The following is a 19,782-nucleotide window of genomic DNA, read 5'->3' on the forward strand; positions in this document are numbered from 1 at the left end:
GCTCGGCGACCACCGAACACAGCCGGGCAGACTGGGGCGTCGAAGCCACTCGGAACGCGTTTCCGGCGAAGGAGATCTTCGATGCCCCAGTCCGGCCCCGCCCGGCACGAGTCCACGCTGCACGATTCCAGCCGTCCCAACGTCGTCGTGATGCACTGTCACGACCTCGGCCGGTTCCTCGGCTGCTACGGCAACGAGACCGTCGCCACCCCGCATCTGGACGCGCTGGCCGCGGACGGCGTGCGCTTCGACCGGTCGTTCACCACCGCGCCGCAGTGCAGCCCGTCGCGGGCCTCGCTGTTCACCGGCCGCTACCCGCACGTCAACGGCGTGCTCGGGCTGACGCACCAGGACTTCGCCTGGGACCTGCACCCCGGCGAACGCCACCTGGGCGGCCTGTTGCGCGACCAGGGGTACCGGACCGCGCTGATCGGCGTGCAGCACGAGTCGCGGGCCCGGACCGACGAGGAGCTCGCCGCCCGGCTCGGCTTCGACCACGTGGACGCCGGCATGACCCGGGCGGAGCCGGTGTCGAAGGCCGCGGTCGACCACCTGGGGCAGCTCGTCGAGGGTGACCGGCCCTTCTACCTGCAGGTCGGGTTCCTCGAGCCGCACCGGATGCCCGGGGACCGCGACGAGCCCGGGGTGATGGGCTTCCTCGGCAACCACCTGGAGCCGGACGACAGCCTGGGCGTGGCGATCCCGGCGTACCTCCAGGACACTCCGTCCGCACGCACCGAGCTCGCCGAACTGCAGGGCGCGGTCCGGCACATGGACGAGGCCGCCGGGCGGGTGCTGGCCGAGCTGGACCGGCTGGGCGCGACCGGCAACACGATCATGGTCTTCACCACCGACCACGGGCTCGCCCTCCCCCGGGCCAAGTGCTCGCTGTACGACCCGGGGCTGGAGACCGCGCTGATCATCCGCTACCCCGACGGCGGCTGGACCGGCGGGCAGGTGCACGACGCGCTGGTGTCCCACGTCGACCTGCTGCCCACGCTGCTGGCAGCCGTCGGCTCCGCGGCCGGCGACGAGGTGCACGGGCGCAGTTTCCTTCCGCTGCTGAACGGCGAGGAGCACCCGCGGCGGCAGGAGATCTTCGGGGAGATGACCTACCACGACTACTACGACCCGCGCCGCTGCATCAGAACCGAACGCCACAAGCTGATCGCCAACTTCAGCTCCGCACCCGCGTTCATGGATCCCAGCCAGGGCTGGATGCGGCGGTGCCGGCCGAAGGTGCAGACCGAGGGCCCGGCGTCCTACCACCCGTCGCTGGAGTTGTACGACCTGGCGGCGGATCCGGCCGAGCTCACCAACCTGGTGGGCGATCCGGACCACGCCGGCGTCGTGGCCGAACTGTCGGCCAAGCTGGCGGAGTGGATGACGCGGACCAAGGACCCGCTGGTCGACGGCGCGGTGACCTCGCCGCTGCACTCCAAGACGATGAACGCCCTGCTCAGGGCGTGACCGGTTCGCCCTGAGCGCAGCGGGCGGCGGGTCAGCCGGTCAGCCGGTCTGCCGTTCGCTGCGCAGGTGGTAAGCGGGCTTGGACAAACTCGGCACGACCAGCACACGAGGGTCGGCTCCGACGTGCCGGCGCGCCTGCGCCAGCGCCTCGTCGACGGTGGACACCGGGATCGCTCCCATACCCCGGGCGTGACCAGGACTGACCGCGCCCGCGACGTAGACCGCCTGTGCGTACTCCCGTGCCAGCCCGCCCATGTAGGCCATCGAGAACGCGTGGAACGGGTGGTAGCCGTACGCGTTGCGGTAACGGTCGAGGTAGCCCGCGTCGGTGCAGAGCTCGTCCTCGTACTTCGCCAGGTCGGCGGGCCGCTGCACGGTCTGCAGTAGCTCGTAGGTGCGTTCGTACGAAGGGAACTCGGCGTCGTTGAACCACCCGTCACACACCGACGCGGCGATCACCACCGGAGCTGGTGTCAAGGCCGCCTTGGCACGGGCGACGGACGCGCCGATCGCCTGCATCATCAGCACCGGGTTGGACCCCATGCCGTTGCCGTAGTGGAAACTGCGCGGCATCCCGAGGAGGAGTACGTCGGCGGGCTCGCCGGGCAGGGTCAGCTCGGTCCGGCGGGTGGCGGGCGGCCAGGACGCCTTCTCCACGGCGGGGATGGCGCCGGCGAGGACCGCGACCTGTTCGGACCGGGCGTTCAGCACGGCGTCGACAGTGAAGAACGGCTGTGGCAGCGCCTCCTCGATCCGCTTCCCGATCGCGGCGAGCTGGTGCCGGAAGTGGCTGTGCGGCGAGATCGGCACGAAGTCGTCGCGGTGCAGGCTGGCCGGCGTATGGTGGCAGCGGATGGACCGCCAGGTGGTCAGCCCGGTGGCGGGCATCTTGTAGCCGCCTGAGAACCCGCCGTACGGATTGCCCGCGGCATGGCTGATCAGGACGGTCAGGTCGGACTCGACGACGCGGCGGTTGACCTCGACCACGTCGCCGAGCGCGGAGGGTTCGAGGGCGACGATGCCGTCGGGGTCCTCGGCGTCGTGGTTGACGATCTGACCGGGCTCGAAGAGATCGAGCACGTCCTGGCCCAGGTAGGCCGCGAACTCCTCCCGAGTGTTCTTGCGGTGCAGTCCCGTCGCGCAGACCAGGGTGATGTCGCGTCGGCGTACGCCCGCGCGTTCGAGCTCCTCGACCACCACCGGGATCGCGACCTTGCGGTGGGCGGTGGCGTGCGCGCCGCCCTTCACCCGGTCGGGGAACGCGATGGTCACCCGCGAGCCGGGCCTGACCAGCGCCGCCAGCGGCTCGCTGCCCTGCGGGTTCCGGACCGCCTCGCGGGTCGCGGCGACCGGGTCCGCGAGGCCGGCCGGCTCGTGCGCCGCGCCGCCGGACCGCACCACCGTGGCGTGGTCGGGCAGGTCGACGTCGAGGTGGCCGTCGCCGTACTCCAGGCGTACGTGTTGCACCTGATCCTCCTCACCGGGACTTCGTGCACCATAGTGGCCGCGGTTCGCGGACGTTCGACGAGGAGGACGCGGCATGGTCCAGGAGACAGGCAGTGCGGACAGCGCAGGCGGGGTCGGCAGGGTCGGCAGGGTCGGCACCGTGGGGATCGTCGGCACCGGCACGATGGGCGCGGCCATGGCCGACGTACTCCGGCAGCACCACCGGCTGGTGGTGTGGGACGTCGACGAGGCGAGCGTACGACGGCAGGAGGCGGCTGGCTCCGCCGTCGCGAGGGATGTGGCCGAGCTCGCCGCCGAGGCCGACGTCGTCCTGTTGTCGCTGCCGGGCCCGGACGTGGTGCGGACCGTGATCACCGGAGAGCGCGGCGTCCTCGCGGCGGCCACCCTCCCGCGGGTGGTCGCCGACCTGAGCACCGTCGACCCCGGGACGGCGAGGGTGATGGCGACCGCGGCCGCCGAGGCCGGCGTCGGCTACTTGGACGCGCCGGTGCTGGGCCGCCCGCACCGGTGCGGCGCGTGGACCCTCCCCGTCGGTGGAACGGAGGCCGACCTGGCGCTCGCCCGTCCGGTGCTGGAACAGGTGGCGGCCCGGGTGATCCGGGTCGGCGACGCCGGCGCCGGCAGCACCCTCAAGCTGCTCAACAACCTGATGTTCGGCGCCATCAACGCGATCACCGCCGAGACGATGGCGGCGGCCGAACGCCTGGGCCTGGACCCGCAGACGTACTACTCCACGCTCGCCGACTCAGGGGCGGCGTCGGTGAGCAACCTGTTCCGGGAGATCGCGCCCAAGATCGCCAACCGGGACTGGGCTCCCGCGTTCACCGTCGACCTGCTCGCCAAGGACAACCGGCTCGGGCTGGCCGTGATCGAGGAGGCCGGCATCACCGCGCCGGTCGCGCGGGCCGTGGTGGGCCTGAACGAGGAGGGCCGCGCGGCCGGCCTCGGGGCACTCGACACCAGCGCGCTCGTCCGGCTCTTCGAGGAGGTCGAGCGCCGGGATTGAGCGGGAGGTCTGACGGGCAGGCTCCTACGGCCATGAGCCCCGACACCGAGTCCGACTCCCAGCCCGAGCCCGAGCCCGACGCCGCCCCGCTGCCGGCGATGCGGCGGGCGACCGAGGCTGACCTGCCCGCGGTGTTCGCGCTGCTGACCGAGGCCGCCGAACGCCTCGCCGAGCAGGGTGTCGAGCAGTGGCCGGCGCGGTTCGAACGCGACGGCGGCTGGCGGGCCCGGCGGATCGAGGGGTACGTCGCCGGCGGCCACCTCTACCTCGGCTCCGACGACCAGGGGTACGTCGCGACCATCACGCTCAGCCCGCACGCCGACGCCGACTTCGCCCACGGCTGGCCCGGAGGCCCAAGCGACGCGCTCTACATCTACCGGTTCGCGATCGCGGGCCGGGTCACCGGCCGCCACCTGGGCGACCGCCTGCTGGCCTGGGCCGCCGACCAGGCCGCCCAGGCTGGGAAGTCGTGGCTGCGGGTCGACGTACACCGGCACAACGCGGGACTCCAGCGCTACTACGAGCGGCGGGGCTTCGCCCGCGTCGGCACCGTCGTCACGCCGCCGCGCAGGTCCGGCGCGTTGTACCAGCGACCGTCCGCACGGCTCGAGCCCTCCTCCGACCACTGACGTACGCCGACGGCTCCCGAGAGACACCGGCCGGGCTCGGCCGAGGTTGTCCACAGGCGTTCCCCGCGGTACCTGCAAAACCTGCCACACTCGATCGATCCCAAGATCAATCGGAACAGGCACCGGTGACATGGGGGCAGGGGGATGGCGACCGTACCGAAGGCAGCGCTTGTCGCAGCCGCGAAACGAGCACGTATCACGCGTGCAGCCGCGGATCTGCTGCGGCTGGCGGCGAAGCCGTCGTCGAAGAACCTCGGCCACAACCTGGAGGTGGCCGGACGCCACGGGCTCAAGGTGAACGGCAAGCTCGTCGAGGATGCGGCGCACCTGGTACCCAAGGGCGCCACGAGGCCCTTCGCGAAGCTCTCACAGGGCATTCTGAAGAAGTTCAACATCCACCTGGACGAGCCGGTGAACGGGAGCTGGCTCCCCCACGGCCGGGACCCGGTGAAGTATCCGAACCCGTTGGGAAAGTCACCACACCAGGCGACTCACCGGGATGCCTACTACGAAGCGCTCTACAAATTGCTCAAGCCCTGCAAGACCGCTGACGAGGCGGCCGATGTCCTAGACTACGTCCGCGCCCAGCTCGACAAGGGAATCTGGCCGTGAGCAGGAGATGGAGATCCGCTGTGAGAGTGTTCGAGTTGTACCCCGTCGGCGAGTACGACCACCTCGCACCCGTCGACGACGACGATCTCGAACGGCTGGCCGACCTCGAGGGCGCACGGCAGGGCGACGCGTGGACGCCGATTCCGGTGCGGATTCTCACCACCGACGTCGACACCGGTGAGCCGCTGCTGCGGGCGGACTTTCCCTGGTTCGCCAGTTGGGCGCTGATGCTGCGCGACCGGGCGATCGATCTCGCCGGGCCCGTCCTTGCCCCCTTCGGTGAGCTCCTGCCACTGACGTGCGACGACGCGAAGGTCGTGTGCTTCAACGCCGTCGACGTCCTCGACGCGGTCGACGAGGAACGATCGGGGATCGTGCGGTTTCCCAGCAGCGGGCGGATCATGACGATCGAGAAGTACGTCTTCTCCCCCGACCTGATCCCCGAGCGTGCCGTGTTCAGGGTCCCGCAGCAGACCCTCTCCGTCTTCTACACCGAACCCGTGGTCCGCGATCTGCGCGCCCTCGATCTGACCGGGCTGGACTTCAGGCTCGTGTGGGATTCCGACGCCGACTGAGCGGAGCGGGAGGAGGGGCACCACATGAGCCGTCCCCTGGACGACGACGAGGTCGAACTCACCGACCAGGGCGAGTTCGATCAGGGCTTTGCCTCCGCGCGTGAGCAGCTGGACGACCTGCTGGCCGGCCATGCGCCCGAGACCGACTCCGAAGAGGGCGCAGGCGAGGAGCTCCGCGGAGTGGGCGAGGCCGCGGACGGACGGATCGTGGCGACCGTCGGTGTCGGTGGTCGACTCGAGTCGATCAATCTCGATCCACGAGCGTTACGTAGCGCACCGGACCAGCTCGGGCAGCAGTTCACCGAGTCGATCAACGCCGCGCTGGACGACCTGCGCTCCAAAGCCGCTCAGACGACCGGCCAGGACACCGTCGTCGACCCGCGGGTGATCGCCGAGGACCTCGACCAGGTGCAGAACGTACTCACCGAGCACGTGGCGTCGCTCACCGAGCGCTACGACGACGCCATCGCGCAGCTCCGTCGCCAGGCCGAGGAGGGGTAGAGCATGTCCGACGAACGCCAGAACGACCCGGAGGCGCTGCGCAACAGCGGCAAGGACCTGATGCGGGTCGGCGACGACGGCCACGCGGCCTGGGCAGCCCTCAAGCAGAAGTCCGAAGGCATGGGTGACATCTTCGGCGACGACCTGGTGGGTGGGTTGATCGGCGCGGCCTACGGGGCCGTCTTCGCGTTGGCCGACGAGTCGTTCACCAGCTCCCACGACGACATCATCGGGTTCGGCGAGAGACTCAAGTACGCCGGCGACAACAACGAGCGGACCGAACACGGCAACGCGAAGGCCCTGTCCGACCTGGACGAAACGCTCGGCGGGGTGCAGGTCTGATGGCCGGGTCGCCGCTGATGCTGCCCGGCTGGGGAGCCGACTTCCTCAACGAGCTGGGCTACATCTGGCCCAAGTCCGACGAGGTGAAGATGTTCGACCTGGGCGGTGCCTGGGTGGGCTTCGGCTCCCAGGCCTCCGCCACGCACGGTCGTACGACCTCGCCGTTCCAGGCCGTCACCAGCCAGAACAAGGGACGAGACGTCGACGCGTTCTCCCAGCAGTTCACCCATCCCGACCGCGGTCCGATGGTGCTGAAGGACGGCAGTCAGGGGGCGACGCTGATCGGTCCGGCGATGTTCGTCGCGGCCGGGCTCGTCCTCGCACTGAAGATCGCCGTGATCGTCCAGCTGACCTTGCTGGTCATCCAGATCGCCGAGGCGATCGCCGCGGCCGTCGCCACGTTCGGCGCCTCCCTGTTGTGGATTCCGGTGGCCAAGAAGCTGTGCGGGCTGGCCATCAACTTCGCGCTCAGCAAGGTCATCGAGGCCCTGCTCGGCTGAACCGTCCGGAGGTCGTTCGATGACAGATCAGCCCCACGTGACCGCGCGGGACTTCGGCGGAGTGCTGGACATCGCCCGCGACGCCGTGGCCACGCACCTGCGCGCCATTGGGCAGGACGGGGCCGAGGCCGAGGTGGTGTCCGCCGAGGGCGCCGACGACGACGGCCTCGTTCGTGCGACGGTGACGTCGGAAGGCCGGATTGCGGGCGTCGACCTCAGCCAGAAGGCAGTACGCCTTCCGGCCGAGGACCTGTCCGCGGCCGTGGTGGTCGCCGTCAACCGCGGATGGGACGCGCTGGCCGCGACGGTGCGGGAGAACGCCCGTGCCCAAGCGGCTTCCTCGTGGGATCCGACGCGCTTCATCGCACTGCAGCAGGCGGCGGCGACACGGACCGGTGCACTGATCGACAAGCTGGCCTCGATGAACGACACCGCCGGCCGGATCTCCCGCGCACGTCGCGCGCCGAACGCGTAGGGCTCCCGATCACCTTCACCTGTCCGGGTAGACGAGTTCCAGGCTGACCGGCTTCGGGGACGTCCGGGCTGGTTCCACACGTACGTCCCTATCTCCCATCCCGGGATGCACGATCTGGGGTGCGCGAAGGTGTCGTACGACCTTGCCATCGAGCTTGAAGATGAACAGGCACACCGAGTCCTCGACGAACCGGCCCCGCCGCACGATCTTCATCCCCGCCGCGTGGTTGATCTCGTCAGCGGGATCGCCTTCTCCGAAGACGTACACGATGTCCCACTCGAAGTCGGTCAGGTCGGCGAGCCGTGCTCCGGTGGCATTGTCGGAGAGCCTGCCCAGTCCGGCGTCCAGCTTCGGGTCATGACCGAGTTCGACGGCCGGGTATCCCAACAGCGCGCAGCTGCTGATCGCGGCGGAAAGTACTACCGCAAGGACCGCGGCCCCAACAGATCGCCACCTACCGGCCACTTGGATGCCATCGCTAGTAGCCGGCATCGGCCGTGTCTGCAGAAGGCGGGGGCGTATGCCCTCCCGGTCATCCGCCATCAAACTCCCTCGCGTGCTCGTCCTGTCACTCGGTGCGAGCAGCCAGCGTAGGAGGTTTCCGCGTTTCCCCGTTCCCACAATCCACAGGCAGGCAAGAAGCCCTGGAACTCGCGAACGTCAGGTCGTGCGGCCGTCCAGGCGGGCAACGGGTTCGGTGTTCGTCCGCGGGGTGTCGGTCAGCAGGTGCCACTCACCGGTCTGCGCGTCCAGCCACCGCACGTCCTCGCGGTGGTACTGCAGCGCGTACGCCACCCGCGGGAGGTCGGTGTGGTTGGGCCCGGAGCCGTGCACGGTCCAACGGGAGAACGCGACCGCATCACCGGCCCGCATCCGGACCGGCAGAGCCGTGGCCGGGTCGACGTCCACCTGACGGTGCGAGTCGCCGTCGTCGCTGCCGCGCGCCTGCAACTGCTCCCCCAGGTGTGATCGCGGCACGACCTGCAGGCAGCCGTTGTCCGGGGTCATGTCGTCGAGCGCGACCCAGATGTTGATCGACCCCATCGCCGGGTCGTGCCGGGTGTAGCTGTTGTCCTGGTGCAGATGGAAGGTCCCGCCGCCTCCTCCGGCCTTGACCGCGGTGAACGGGAGATAGCGCACCGCGCGGCCACCGATCAGGCGCGAGGCGACGGCCAGGGTCGCCGGGCAGTTGATGAGTTCGTCCAGCCCCGATCCGGCGACGTAGGTGGAGCACTGCCGCAGCTTGTCGCCGATCCCGCTGGCCCGCTCCAGCGAGGCGCGGGAGACGCCGTTCGCTTCCAGGACGTCGAGGGTCTCGGTCCGCAGCGCCTCGACCGCGGCCGGGTCGACGAGACCGGGCAGTGGGAGGTAGCCGTACTGGTGGTAGAACTCCACCTCGCTGTCGGCCAGCGCCAGTTCCCGCACCGCGTTTCCTCGTACGCCCGCAACCGGTGTGTCCATCGCCCAATCCCAGCACGCGAATCCCACCGGTGTCGCATGTCCGACCAGTCCTGGACTTCGTCCGTCACAGGCGGCCGTCCTCCGTGACAGGGTGGGTAGCCGCCCGCACACGGGGTGTACACCACCGAGAACGGAGGCTTCGGGATGGCCGCACATCGACGCCGCAGGGGCTGGCTCCTGCTGACCGCGCTCGCGGTGCTCGTCGCAGGAGCAGTTGTGAGTACGACGACCGGTCCCGCCGCGCAGGCGGCAACTCGCGCCACTGAAGCGAACGGCGCCTCGGGCACACTTCTTCGCCCGAACGTCGGCCTCTACCCCCGCCTGGTCCGCCTCCAGCACTCCGGACCCGCCAACGGCACCATCCTGGGCAGCGTGGTGACGTTCGACGGCAACACCGGGCTGGGTGCCATCTACGCCAGCAAGGACGAGGGCCGGTCGTTCGAGCAGATCGGCACGGTCGCCGACCCAGCCAGCGCGAACGGCAAGGGGCTGTGCTGCGCGACGTTGTACGAACTGCCGCGGCGGGTCGGTGACCTCGCCGCCGGCACCCTGCTGTGGGCGTCCTCGGCCGGGCAGTCCACCAACCCGCGGCAGATGAGCATCCAGGTCTGGGCAAGCCGCGACCACGGCCGTACGTGGTCCCACCTCGCCACCCCGGTGGTCGCCCAGAACACCGGTGGCCTGTGGGAGCCGGAGTTCACCGTGACCCGGGACGGCCGGCTCATGGTGTTCTACTCCGACGAGACCGACCAGCCCGCGCACAGCCAGTTGCTGGTCGCGCAGTCGTCGGCCGACGGCGTGCACTGGACCGGCCGCGTGCCGGTGGTGGCGAGCAGCGACCCGGCCGCGCGTCCCGGAATGTCCATCGTCCGGCGGATCGCCGGTGGTCACTACCTGATGACCTACGAGGTGTGCGGACCGTCGTACGACTGCAAGGTGCACTACCGCGAGTCGCCCGACGGAGCCCGGTGGGGCGACCCGAGCGACCTCGGCCCGACCGTCCGGGCGACCGACGGCACGTACTTCCGGCACACCCCGACGATCACATGGGAGCCGGGCCGCGGCCGTGACGGCCGGCTGTTCCTGACCGGGCAGATCCTCTACGCCGCCGACGGCACCGTCGCCGAGGGCAACGGGCACACGGTCTTCGTCAGCGACCACGGACCGGCCGGGCCGTGGCGGGCGATCCCGGCGCCGGTGAGCGTGCCCGACCCGTACGACAACTACTGCCCCAACTACAGCTCACCGCTGCTGACCGTGCGGCACGGCACCCGGCTGCTGGAGATCGCCACCGCCTACGACAGCGACGGTGTCTGCAAGGCGTACTACGCGACCGGTTCGGAGCCCGTCGCACGCTGACCGCGCGAACACTGGCCCAGGGGCCTTGATTCGCCCCTGCGACGACAGTGAACTACGTGCAGGACCGGCGTAGTGCGGTCGGTCCCGTACGTGGTTCAACCGGGGGCTGGGGGTTGACGTGGCCGAATCTGACGAGGAACAGGAACGCGACCGCACCGGCGTCGGTGCTGCCGGGCTCGCGGCGGATCTCGCTTCGGGGGCGACTGCCGTGAGCCGCGCGTTGACCGGGACGTCCGCGAGCCGCATGCTGGTGCGCCGGGGATTTCTCCTCCGCAAGCTGCACGCGGATGTGGTCAGCGACGACGGCGACGTGCTGGTCGCGCACCTGGCGTGGCTGCGCGTCGCCGGGGTGCACACGCCCTACGCCGTGGTCGAACGCTATCCCGCCGGCGGCGGCCGGGAGGTGCTGCGCGGACGCCCGATCGCCGGCTCACCGAGACGGCGCAGGGACGGCGGGATGGAGTACTCCATCGCCACCCGGGACGGGCGCACCCTGAGGCTGGTCCACCATGCGCCGGTGCCCGCCTGGCACCCTTCCGACCCACAGATCAGCCCACGAATGCACTGGCACGTCGCCGTGCCGTACGCGCGGGCCGAGGCTTCCTGGGAGGGTGCCGGTCCGGACCCGGGCGCCGACGCCGGGGCCGCACGACTCGTCGGGACGGGGTACTCCGACTGGGTGTGGCTCCGGCTGCCGCCCCGGTTGCTCGGGCTGCGCTGGCTGCGGTGGGGCCGGATCCATCTGCCCGGGCGGACGATCGTGTTCAACACCGTCGACCGGTCGAACGGCCTGCGATGGACGCGGGTCACCGAGTGGCGGGTGGGCGCAGGTCCGGTCGGTGGGGATCCGATCGGTGGGGATCCGGTCGAGCTCGTCATCGACGGCGCGCCGCGGACCGACGGGCCCGCCGACGGCCTGGACGCCTGGACCGTCCCCGCACCGGGCGGTCCGGTCAACCTCGAACCGCTGCGGGTCCTGCACGAGGGCGAGCCGCTGGACGCGGACCGGTTCCCTGACCCCTGGGAGCGGTGGGGCAGCCGGGTCGCCAACGGCCCGTCGTACGAGACCCGCTGGCTCAGCAGCGCCCGTGACGCGAGCGGAGCGACCGGCATGGTCGTGCACGAGTCGGTCCGGTTCGGTCGCTGACTATCCGTACGCGCCTGTGGGCAGGAAGCCGAGCAGCCGTCGCAGCCGCGGGTCGGCCCCGGCGTACACGTGCTCGGGCATCACGTAGTTCATGAACGGGAAGTAGCGATGCCCGATCAGGCGGTGTGCGTACGAGACCTGGCTGACATAGCGGGTCCGCTCGCTGACGTTGGGATGGCCACGATGCCAGACGTTGCAGCTGAACATGATCGCCGTACCCGCCCTGCCGTACGCCGTCACCACGTCCTGCTCCCACCGCGTGTTCTCCAGCGTGGGCGGGCAGTGGGCGCCGAACAGGTGCGAGCCGGGCACGAACTGCGTCGGGCCGTGCCGTAGCTCGGTCACGTCGGTGAGGTAGTAGTTGCAGGTGAACAGGAGTACGGGCAGGCGCACGTTGGCCGGCGGCTCGCCGTGGGTCACGAGGTAGTGCGGCGGGTCGTCCTGGTGCCAGGTGGAGATGCCTGCCTGCGTCGGTGTACGGAACGCGTTGTTGTGTACGACGTGGACGTTGTCCGGACCGGCGCCCGGGCGGTCACGCCCGATGAGCTGCTCGGCGAACGTGACGATCGGCTCGTGGTCGAACAGCCGCAGATTCGCCTTGCTGCGTTCGAACATCCGCACCTGGATCTCGACCTGCCCGGCGTCGTTGGGTTCCGCGCCGATCGCGTCGTCGAGGTCGGTACGAAGCTCGCGCACGAGATCGTCCGGCAGGGCGTTCTCGACCACCAGGAACCCGTCGCGGTGGAAGCGTTCGATCCAGTCGTCAAGGTCAGGTTGCCCGTCCGCGCGCACCGGCGAGATCGCCTTCGTCATGAGCGCGCCCCGAACTCGTCCAGGACACCGAGGACGTGCAGAGCGGCGGGGCTGAGCCGGTCGCGCGTGCGGACGCGTAGGTACTCGGCCTGGTCGAGCTGTTGCGGCTGGTCGCGTCTGGTGAAGTAGGAGTGCAGCGCGCGGCGGGGGCGGTCGCTGTTGTTGCGCGTACCGCCGTGCCAGAGGTGGCTGTTGAACACCACCACGGTGCCGGCCGGTGCGATCAGCTGGATCTCGTCCGGGTGGGTGGCCTGCGGGTCGCCGTCGAGTTCGTCGGCCGGCCCGACGCCACGCTTGAGGTGTGAGCCGGGCACCACCCGGGTCGCGCCGTTGTCGGCGGTGAAGTCGTCGAGCAGCCAGATCGAGTTGCAGACCTGGTAGCCCTGTCCCTCCTGCAGAACACCCCAGTCCGCGTGCAGGCCCTGGTGACCCCGGCCGGGCAGCGCCGCCCGGCTGTTCAGCGAGGAAAGCTTGAACTCACCGAGCACATGGCGGATGGCCGCGAGCACCACCGGATGGGTGAAGCACACCTCGAACATCGGGTCCTTGTTCACCAGGTCCGACAGCCGGTCGGTGCCGGCCTCCTGGTGCACCTCCGCACCCGCGCGGCTCCCCTCGATGCGGGACAGCTCGGCCAGCCGCTCCCCGAACGCCGCCACCTGCTCCGGTGACAGGATCCCCGGAAGTGGCGCGAACCCGTCGTTGTCGAGCTGGGCCTTCGTCTTCGCGTCGAGCAGGTCGTCGGTCACGCCGAGCTCGCTCAGCGCCGTCTCCATGTCCATGTTCCTTGCCGTCCTCTGCCGTCGTCTGCCGTCGTACGGCGTCCGGAATCCAGGTCTCTTCCCACGAAGCCTTTCGCAGAGTCCGAACTGTCGCCATGCACGAAACACGTATTTCCATGCACATTCCGAGCAGTCGGCGCGAGTGCGGTGCGGTGATCAACGGCTCTGTCCCAGAAGTTGGCGCGACCGCGCGTCACCCGGCACCATGGTCCGGATGTGGACCGCACCCGAGGTGACCCGGCACGGACACTCCGATCCCCTGCTGGGTGACGAGCGAACCATCCTCGAAGGCCGGCTGGAGTGGCATCGCAGCACGCTGTTGGCGAAGTGCGCCGGCCTCACCGGTGAGGAGCTCGCCAGGCAGGTCGTACCGCCCTCGAACCTCTCCCTGCTCGGGCTGATCCGGCACGTCGCCCAGGTCGAGAGCTCGTGGTTCCAGCGGTTGCTCGCCGGCCGGGACGTACCCCGCGTCCATCCCTCCGGCGGCGCGGACTTCGACGCCGCCACGCCGGAGAACGCCGAGGCCGACTACGCCACCCTGCTGGCGCAGATGGCGGCCAGCCGCGAGGTCGTCGCGACGATGAGCCTGGACGACGAGTTCACCGTGCAGATGTGGGACGGGCAACGCGCGTCCGTGCGCTGGCTCCACGTCCACATGATCGAGGAGTACGCCCGGCACAACGGGCACGCCGACCTCCTCCGCGAACGCGTCGACGGCACCACCGGTCCCTGACTCTCGGCGAAGCCCGTCACGCAGCCGTGGTACTGACCTCCGCGCGCCGGCGGGCATGCACCATCGCTTTCCGCTGCCGGGCTGTCAGTCCGCCCCGTACGCCCCATTGGTGGGATGCGGGGCGCGACAGCTCGGCTGCGAGACACTGAGCATTGAACGGGCACCCGGCACACAAGTCCGCCGCGATCTTCTCCCGTCTGACCTGTTCACCTACTTCTTCAGTGGAATCATCTTCTGGGCCGAACCACAACTCCATCGGTGTACCAAGACACGGACGGTACTGCCAGTCATCTGGCAGCGAGGTCGAGGTAGTTAGGCGCATCGACCGCTCCCTCCTTGGTGTGCTTACGGACGCGGTTTGTCGCGCCCGACGTCTCACCTCTGAGCCAACCGGAAGTGCGGCGCGAACGGGAGTTAACGGGTGTTAACCTCCTCGTGTTAGGGCGCCTACAACTCCTGGCGGAAACCTGTTCGCGCTCACGCGAGAGGACCGATGACCACATCCGCGCTGAAGCAGGCACGACTCGCCCGAGGCTGGTCCCAGAGCCGACTCATCGCAGGTATGGAGTCCTACGCACGACGCCACGCGATCCAGATTGCTGCGACGGCCAGTCTTCGGGTGTACGTGTCCGAGTGGGAAAACGGGCGGCGCCGCATATCCCCGCCGTACGCCGGGATTCTGCGGCGCCTTCTGGGACTCACCGACAACGAGCTGGCCTCCCCCAGCGACGAATCATCCTCCCCCCTCCCCTGGGCGGACGGATACCAAGATCTCGCGAGCAGGGTGCGAACTTCCCGGGGTCTCGGCAGCGATGTCGTGGCGACTTTCATGGCCCAGACTGAGCTCCTGCGCGGCTTGGACAGGCAACTCGGCGCTGCTCAACTCGTCGATCAGATGCAGTCGCACCTCGCGATGATCCAGGACGCATTGATTTTCTCGGTCCTGCCTGCCTCCCGAAAGCCGCTGGCCCTCGCGCTTGGCAGCGCTTCGACCCTCGCAGCTTGGCAGGCCTTGGACGCCGGTGCTGCGGACCGAGCCTGGCGGCAGTACGAACTAGCCAAGAACGCTGCTCGGGACGCTGACGCGCCAGAGCACCTGGCCTATGCGATGGGTGAGCAGGCGTATGTCCTCGCTGAGGCGGGAGAACCCGGGCTGGGAGTGGAGTTGGTACGTGAGGCCGCGCGCGTCGGGGCCGGAGCTGCCTCGGGCAAGCTGATGGCGTGGGTCGCAGCGGCAGAAGCAGAACTGTGTGCGCATGCAGGGATGCGGGACGACTGCCTACGGGCATTGGATCGGGCAGACCACCTGCTGCCGCCCGGCGAGGATGCACGTGACGAAGACGTACCAAGCATTTTCCTGAACGCGAGCCACCTCACGCGTTGGCGCGGAAACGCATTGGCTCTCATCGGCGACGACCATGCCGTAGCGGACCTGTACAACGCGCTCAGTGGTCTTGACCCGTCGTTCACACGAGCGCAAGCCGGGCTGCGGTGCGATCTGGCGCAAGCGCACATGGCTCGCGGGGAGTATGACGATGCAGCCGATCACCTGTCCGTGGCCCGGCTCGTCACCAGCCGTACCGGGTCGGTCCGCCACCGCCGCCGGATCGACCGTCTCACCGTTACCGCATCCTGACCCTAGCTGTTGCGGGTCATGACGTTGGTGACGGTCTGCCGGAGGCGTGAGGCGGGTGGTTGGTCGCCGGCGGCGGTGTGGGCTCGATGGTAGTTGTAGTGGATGTTCCACACCTGGATCGCCTGTGCGCGTTGGGTTTCGCTGGTCCACACCCGGGCGTAGAGGAGTTCTTCGGCGAGGGTGCGCTGGTATCTCTCGACTTTGCCGTTGTGGCGTGGTGTGTAGGGGCGGGTGCGCTGGTGACGTGAGGCGAATGCTGTCGCGGTCCGCACGAACGCCCCGGCCCGGTAGTTCGCACCGTTGTCTGTGACCAGGCGAGTGATCCGGACGATGCCGTGGTCGGCGAAGAACGCACGGGCCCGGTGGAAGAAGCCGATCGACGTCTTCGCGGTCTCATCGGTCAGGTGTTCGGTGTAGGCCAGTCGGGAGAACCCGTCCACCGCCGAGTGCAGGTAGACGTAGCCAGCCTTGGCTGCGCCCTTCTTCTTGGCCTTGGCGCGCTGGGCGGCTCGGTCAGCGTCGCTGCCGCGTCCGTGGGCCCGCCAGCCGCCGCCGTCGGGGATCCGGCCGACCTTCTTCACGTCCAGGTGCACCATGTGCCCCGGATAGCGGGCGGTGATCCGCTCCGGCCGCCGGTTCGACGCGCCAGTGGGGTCCAGGTCGCGGCGCCGGTTGAGACCCAGGCGGGCCAGCCACCGGCCCACGGTGGCGACAGAGACCCGGTGGCCGCGGTGGGCGAGCTCGGCGGCGATCTTGCGGGCGGACCACTTGTGCTCCCGGCGCCAGGTCTCGATCAGCTCCACCACCCCATCCGGGGTCTGGGACGGGGAGGAATGCGGCGCGGAGGACCGGTCGAGCAGACCGGCGTCGCCGCTGGCCCGGTAGCGGTTCACCCACTTCGACAGACACTGCCGCGACACGCCGGCCTCGGCGGCCACGTGGGCGATCGGGCGGGTCTGGCAGCGGGTGACAAGACGCAGCCGGCCGGCAGCAGTCAACGGGGCGCTAGCGTGGGACACGAGGGGTAGATCCCTTTCGGAGGACGGTTGGTCGCACTTCCATCCTGCCGACCGGCGATCTACCCCTCCCTCACACCCCGACCACCGTCAACAACCTCATGAGCCACAACACCTAGCTATGCCGAAGTGCCATCAAGTGCAGTAGGCCGATCAGCGTGCCCGAGCCGAGCAGTTCGCCACGCGTCATCAGTTCCCCGACATCTGCCAGCGGTATCCATGTCACCAGCCCGGCTTCCTCTGGGTCGACAGGGTCCCCGACGAAGGTCGCTCCCCGCCCGATGAAGATTTCATGAGTGGCGTCGACCATTCCGACGACAGGCTGGTATGAGATCGCATGCTCGAGTGAGTGTGGCCGCCACCCGGTCTCCTCTTCGACCTCCCGCGCCGCGGCGTCCTTCGCGTCCTCACCTTCGTCTACCAGCCCACCAGGCAGCTCCCAACCCCATCGCCCGATGACGAACCGGTAGCGCCACAGCATGAGGACCCGATCGTCGTCGTCCACGACAACGGCGACCGCCGCACGACCGAGCCGAACCACGTGATGTTCGAACCGCCGCACTCCGGGGGGCTCTACATCCACCAGATCCAGCCGGACCCACTCGTTGTCATAGATCGTGCGCTCGCCGTGGATGCGCCAAGCCTGCGGCCCTGCAGTGCGACGACCGTTCACGTCGTCCTCAGCCGGGTCGCAGCCCATAACCCGATCAACTCCTGAACCTTGGATTGACCAAGTCTAACCAGGGGCTCACCGACCGATGACGTTTGCCTAGCGGTAGTCGTCCCAGCGGGAGGGGTCGGCCTCGAGGGCTGCGCGGTCCCAGTTGCCGCGTTCGGCCGCCGCCGCGTAGGTCGTGTGCAGGAAGCGCAGCAGCGTCTCGTCGGGGTCGTCGGCGGTCCGCACCGCCTCGTACGGCAACAGGAACTGGCCGAACTGCGCGTTGTACTGCGCCGCTTCCGGCTCGACGGGATAGTCCGCGAAGCCGTCCGGCTCGGGATAGGCGTACGCGTAGAAGGCGCCTTCCTCACCGCCGCCGGGCCAGAAGCCGCAGCTGCTGAGCTCGCGGGAGTAGCCCTCCACCATCACCCAGTCGCCGCAGTTGGGCGCACCGCCGGGATGCTCGGGTGCGGGGCGCCCGGAGAAGCGGGTGCAGGCCAGGTCCAGCGCGCCCCAGAAGAAGTGCACCGGGCTCACCTTGCCGACGAAGTGGGACCTGAACTCCCCGATGACCCGGTTCGCCTGGACGAGCTGGCGCCAGAACAGGTGGACCGCGTCCGCGTCGTAGGCGGCGTGCTGGGTGTCCTCGGCGAACGGGATCGCGGGCTCGACCTCGTTGGGCCGGGCCTGAATCTGGATGTCGAAGCCCAGCCGGCCAAGGGCCCGCATGGTCTCGCCATAGAAGTCGGCGACCGACTTCGGCTCCAGGGTGACGTTCTCGGCCCGGCCGTCACTGGACCGGATCACCAGCTGGTGGTCGCAGAAGTCGAACTCGATGTCGAAGAGCCTGTCACCGTACGGAATGCTGCCGGTGGTCAGCCCGCGCGGGCTGACGTACAACGTCACCTGCCACCAGTGGTTCAGCAACGGCGCCTGTGTCAACCTGATCTTGCCCACGATCTGCGTCCACATGTGCAGGGTGTCGCGGGTGGCGGTCCAGTCGTCCACGCGCAGGCTCGGCCACGCCTCGCCCTTCGCTGTCTGCGTCTTCCCCATGCCGGCGGCTCCCCTTCGGTCGGCGTCCCTGCGGTGCCCTTCTGCGAGCCACGATAGGTCAGCCCCTCCGTCTGCGAACGGCAAAGGCTCTCCCGGCGCGTCTTCCCGCTACCTTCCCGAAACGACAAAGCGCCGGCCCGCGTTCCGAACCCCGGCGAGGAGCCTCCACGGCACCGGTCAGCGAACGGTCAAGAATGGACCAACCCGGGAGCCGGGGACCGCGTATGTCCGTTGAAGTGGTGGCGCACCCCGCGCCGCGGAAACGGAGATCGTCATGGGGCTGACCAGCAGTGGGTTCCTCGCGTTGTGCGTGGCGTTCGGGCTCGTCGTGATCGGCCTCGCCCTGTGGGCGCTGAGCCGGATCAGTGGCCGCGGCCCTGGTCCGCTGCTCGCCCGGCTGGGCGTGCTGGTCGCCGCCCAACTTGCCGCGCTCGCGATGGTCGCGGTGGCCGTGAACGACAACTTCCAGTTCTACACCTCCGTGTCCGACATCACGGGGACGGCCAACAACGCCGACAACGTGGTGGTCAAGGGTGTCGACCCCCAGCCGCCCGTCACGAACGGAAAGGGCCAGCAGGGCAAGCCGTACGACTCCGTACAGATCCACTCGGGCATCCTTCCGGCGGCGACGGCCAGGACGTCCGGAGAGATCCTCGACACCACGGTGCGGGGCGCCAAGTCGGGACTGAGCTCGCAGGCGTTCGTCTATCTCCCACCGGCGTACTTCTCCCCCGCCTACGCCCACAGGCGGATGCCCGGCCTGGTCGTCATGCCCGGTTACCCGAGCACCGCGTCCAACCTGATCATGCGGATGAACTATCCATGGGCGATGGAGTCGCAGATCAAGCACCACCGGGCAAAGCCCATGGTGCTGGTGATGACGAACGAGACGGTCACCCCGCCGCGGGACACCGAGTGCACCGACGTCGCCCACGGCCCCAAGGCGGAGACGTTCCTCGCGCGCGACCTCACCGACGCGATCTCGGCGAAGTTCCGCGTCGACCGGCCGGGCGCGGGATGGGGACTGATGGGCGACTCCACCGGCGGCTTCTGTGCGGTGAAGCTGGCGATGAACTACCCGCACCGGTTCACTTCGGCGGTGTCGCTGTCCGGCTACTACCACGCGATCATGGACTTCACCACCGGGGATCTGTTCGGCGGCAATCGGCACCTGCAGCACATGAACGATCCCGAGTGGATGCTGCGCCACCGGCCGGCGCCGCCGGTCTCGGTTCTGGTCACGACCAGCCGGACCGAGACCCAGGTGCTGCCGGACACCCGTAAGTTCCTGTCGATGGTCAAGCCGCCCATGCGGGCGTCGTCGATCATCCTCACTTCGGGCGGACACAACTTCGGCGCCTGGAAGGGCGAGATGCCGCCCTCCCTGGACTGGCTGTCGGCTCACCTGTGGTCGGTGGCGAACGCCGGCCAGCCGGCGACGTCGGCCAAGCGGTCACTGGCCAACCCGCCGGTCACCCGGCACCGCGCCGTCCTCCACCAGCGACCCCACGCGTAGAAATCGCTGGCAGCGCTCGTCGGGAACA

Annotated in this window: 23 protein-coding genes; 14 read left to right on the top strand and 9 right to left on the bottom strand. The window is 69.3% G+C overall.

Annotated elements, in window-relative coordinates; all coding sequences use genetic code 11:
• The first annotated feature begins 81 nt into the window (after positions 1–81).
• Positions 82–1,470, top strand: a complete 1,389-nt coding sequence (locus tag FHR37_RS19165; protein WP_092880927.1) for a sulfatase family protein — start codon at positions 82–84, stop codon at positions 1,468–1,470.
• Between the two features lie 39 nt (positions 1,471–1,509).
• Here FHR37_RS19165 and FHR37_RS19170 read toward each other — a convergent pair whose 3' ends face one another.
• Entirely contained in the window at positions 1,510–2,937 is a 1,428-nt protein-coding gene (locus tag FHR37_RS19170) for a lactate racemase domain-containing protein (protein WP_175542329.1), read from the bottom strand.
• Positions 2,938–3,010: 73 nt separating this feature from the next.
• Between FHR37_RS19170 and FHR37_RS19175 the strand changes: the two genes are divergently transcribed.
• From FHR37_RS19175 to FHR37_RS19210, 8 genes are all read left to right on the top strand, one after another.
• Positions 3,011–3,943, top strand: coding sequence for an NAD(P)-dependent oxidoreductase (locus FHR37_RS19175; protein WP_092881765.1), 933 nt, complete (start codon positions 3,011–3,013; stop codon positions 3,941–3,943).
• A gap of 32 nt (positions 3,944–3,975) precedes the next feature.
• On the top strand, positions 3,976–4,572 hold the full coding sequence (locus FHR37_RS19180; RefSeq protein ID WP_092880923.1) for a GNAT family N-acetyltransferase: 597 nt from the start codon (positions 3,976–3,978) through the stop codon (positions 4,570–4,572).
• 144 nt (positions 4,573–4,716) lie between these two features.
• The gene (locus tag FHR37_RS19185; protein WP_092880921.1) at positions 4,717–5,184 is read left to right on the top strand and encodes an AHH domain-containing protein; all 468 of its coding nucleotides are present in this window, start codon (positions 4,717–4,719) and stop codon (positions 5,182–5,184) included.
• Between the two features lie 20 nt (positions 5,185–5,204).
• A complete protein-coding gene (locus tag FHR37_RS19190; protein ID WP_139238810.1) occupies positions 5,205–5,759 on the top strand; it encodes an imm11 family protein in 555 nt (184 codons plus the stop codon).
• A 24-nt stretch (positions 5,760–5,783) separates the two neighbouring features.
• Positions 5,784–6,260, top strand: coding sequence for a YbaB/EbfC family nucleoid-associated protein (locus FHR37_RS19195; protein ID WP_092880917.1), 477 nt, complete (start codon positions 5,784–5,786; stop codon positions 6,258–6,260).
• Positions 6,261–6,263: 3 nt separating this feature from the next.
• Positions 6,264–6,602, top strand: coding sequence for a hypothetical protein (locus tag FHR37_RS19200; protein WP_092880915.1), 339 nt, complete (start codon positions 6,264–6,266; stop codon positions 6,600–6,602).
• Complete coding sequence (locus tag FHR37_RS19205; RefSeq protein WP_092880913.1) at positions 6,602–7,102, top strand: WXG100-like domain-containing protein; 501 nt, start codon at positions 6,602–6,604, stop codon at positions 7,100–7,102. The genes FHR37_RS19200 and FHR37_RS19205 overlap by 1 nt, the downstream gene beginning before the upstream one ends.
• 19 nt (positions 7,103–7,121) lie before the next feature.
• On the top strand, positions 7,122–7,577 hold the full coding sequence (locus FHR37_RS19210; protein ID WP_139238809.1) for a YbaB/EbfC family nucleoid-associated protein: 456 nt from the start codon (positions 7,122–7,124) through the stop codon (positions 7,575–7,577).
• Positions 7,578–7,592: 15 nt separating this feature from the next.
• Here FHR37_RS19210 and FHR37_RS19215 read toward each other — a convergent pair whose 3' ends face one another.
• Positions 7,593–7,964, bottom strand: a complete 372-nt coding sequence (locus FHR37_RS19215; protein ID WP_092880909.1) for a hypothetical protein — start codon at positions 7,962–7,964, stop codon at positions 7,593–7,595.
• Between the two features lie 273 nt (positions 7,965–8,237).
• Positions 8,238–9,038: a phytanoyl-CoA dioxygenase family protein gene (locus tag FHR37_RS19220; protein ID WP_175542328.1), complete on the bottom strand. Its 801-nt coding sequence runs from the start codon at positions 9,036–9,038 to the stop codon at positions 8,238–8,240.
• Positions 9,039–9,182: 144 nt separating this feature from the next.
• Between FHR37_RS19220 and FHR37_RS19225 the strand changes: the two genes are divergently transcribed.
• Both FHR37_RS19225 and FHR37_RS19230 read left to right on the top strand, forming a co-directional pair.
• A complete protein-coding gene (locus tag FHR37_RS19225) occupies positions 9,183–10,397 on the top strand; it encodes a sialidase family protein (RefSeq protein WP_092880905.1) in 1,215 nt (404 codons plus the stop codon).
• A gap of 118 nt (positions 10,398–10,515) precedes the next feature.
• On the top strand, positions 10,516–11,544 hold the full coding sequence (locus FHR37_RS19230) for a hypothetical protein (RefSeq protein ID WP_092880903.1): 1,029 nt from the start codon (positions 10,516–10,518) through the stop codon (positions 11,542–11,544).
• Here the strand turns inward: FHR37_RS19230 and FHR37_RS19235 are convergent, their stop codons facing one another.
• A complete protein-coding gene (locus FHR37_RS19235; RefSeq protein WP_092880901.1) occupies positions 11,545–12,357 on the bottom strand; it encodes a phytanoyl-CoA dioxygenase family protein in 813 nt (270 codons plus the stop codon). It lies immediately after the preceding gene.
• On the bottom strand, positions 12,354–13,133 hold the full coding sequence (locus FHR37_RS19240; RefSeq protein ID WP_237768560.1) for a phytanoyl-CoA dioxygenase family protein: 780 nt from the start codon (positions 13,131–13,133) through the stop codon (positions 12,354–12,356). The genes FHR37_RS19235 and FHR37_RS19240 overlap by 4 nt, the downstream gene beginning before the upstream one ends.
• Positions 13,134–13,353: 220 nt before the next feature.
• Here FHR37_RS19240 and FHR37_RS19245 point away from each other — a divergent pair, with 220 nt between their 5' ends.
• Positions 13,354–13,872 (top strand): DinB family protein, encoded by a 519-nt coding sequence (locus tag FHR37_RS19245; protein WP_092881763.1) that lies wholly within the window; start codon positions 13,354–13,356, stop codon positions 13,870–13,872.
• 16 nt (positions 13,873–13,888) lie between these two features.
• On the opposite strand, the gene FHR37_RS33490 is transcribed toward FHR37_RS19245, so the two are convergent.
• Complete coding sequence (locus FHR37_RS33490; RefSeq protein WP_092880897.1) at positions 13,889–14,194, bottom strand: WhiB family transcriptional regulator; 306 nt, start codon at positions 14,192–14,194, stop codon at positions 13,889–13,891.
• Between the two features lie 171 nt (positions 14,195–14,365).
• Here FHR37_RS33490 and FHR37_RS19255 point away from each other — a divergent pair, with 171 nt between their 5' ends.
• Positions 14,366–15,508 (top strand): helix-turn-helix domain-containing protein, encoded by a 1,143-nt coding sequence (locus FHR37_RS19255; RefSeq protein WP_092880870.1) that lies wholly within the window; start codon positions 14,366–14,368, stop codon positions 15,506–15,508.
• Positions 15,509–15,510: 2 nt separating this feature from the next.
• Here the strand turns inward: FHR37_RS19255 and FHR37_RS19260 are convergent, their stop codons facing one another.
• The 3 genes from FHR37_RS19260 to FHR37_RS19270 all read right to left on the bottom strand — a co-directional run bounded on the left by FHR37_RS19260 (position 15,511) and on the right by FHR37_RS19270 (position 18,238).
• Entirely contained in the window at positions 15,511–16,527 is a 1,017-nt protein-coding gene (locus tag FHR37_RS19260) for an IS481 family transposase (protein WP_179770980.1), read from the bottom strand.
• Between the two features lie 112 nt (positions 16,528–16,639).
• Entirely contained in the window at positions 16,640–17,197 is a 558-nt protein-coding gene (locus FHR37_RS32600; RefSeq protein WP_237768921.1) for an NUDIX hydrolase, read from the bottom strand.
• Positions 17,198–17,293: 96 nt separating this feature from the next.
• A complete protein-coding gene (locus tag FHR37_RS19270; protein WP_092885123.1) occupies positions 17,294–18,238 on the bottom strand; it encodes a DUF5996 family protein in 945 nt (314 codons plus the stop codon).
• Positions 18,239–18,512: 274 nt separating this feature from the next.
• Between FHR37_RS19270 and FHR37_RS19275 the strand changes: the two genes are divergently transcribed.
• On the top strand, positions 18,513–19,754 hold the full coding sequence (locus tag FHR37_RS19275; RefSeq protein WP_092885125.1) for an alpha/beta hydrolase: 1,242 nt from the start codon (positions 18,513–18,515) through the stop codon (positions 19,752–19,754).
• The last annotated feature ends 28 nt before the right edge of the window (positions 19,755–19,782 follow it).

The sequence above is a fragment of the Actinopolymorpha cephalotaxi genome, from assembly GCF_013408535.1.
Taxonomy (GTDB): domain Bacteria; phylum Actinomycetota; class Actinomycetes; order Propionibacteriales; family Actinopolymorphaceae; genus Actinopolymorpha; species Actinopolymorpha cephalotaxi.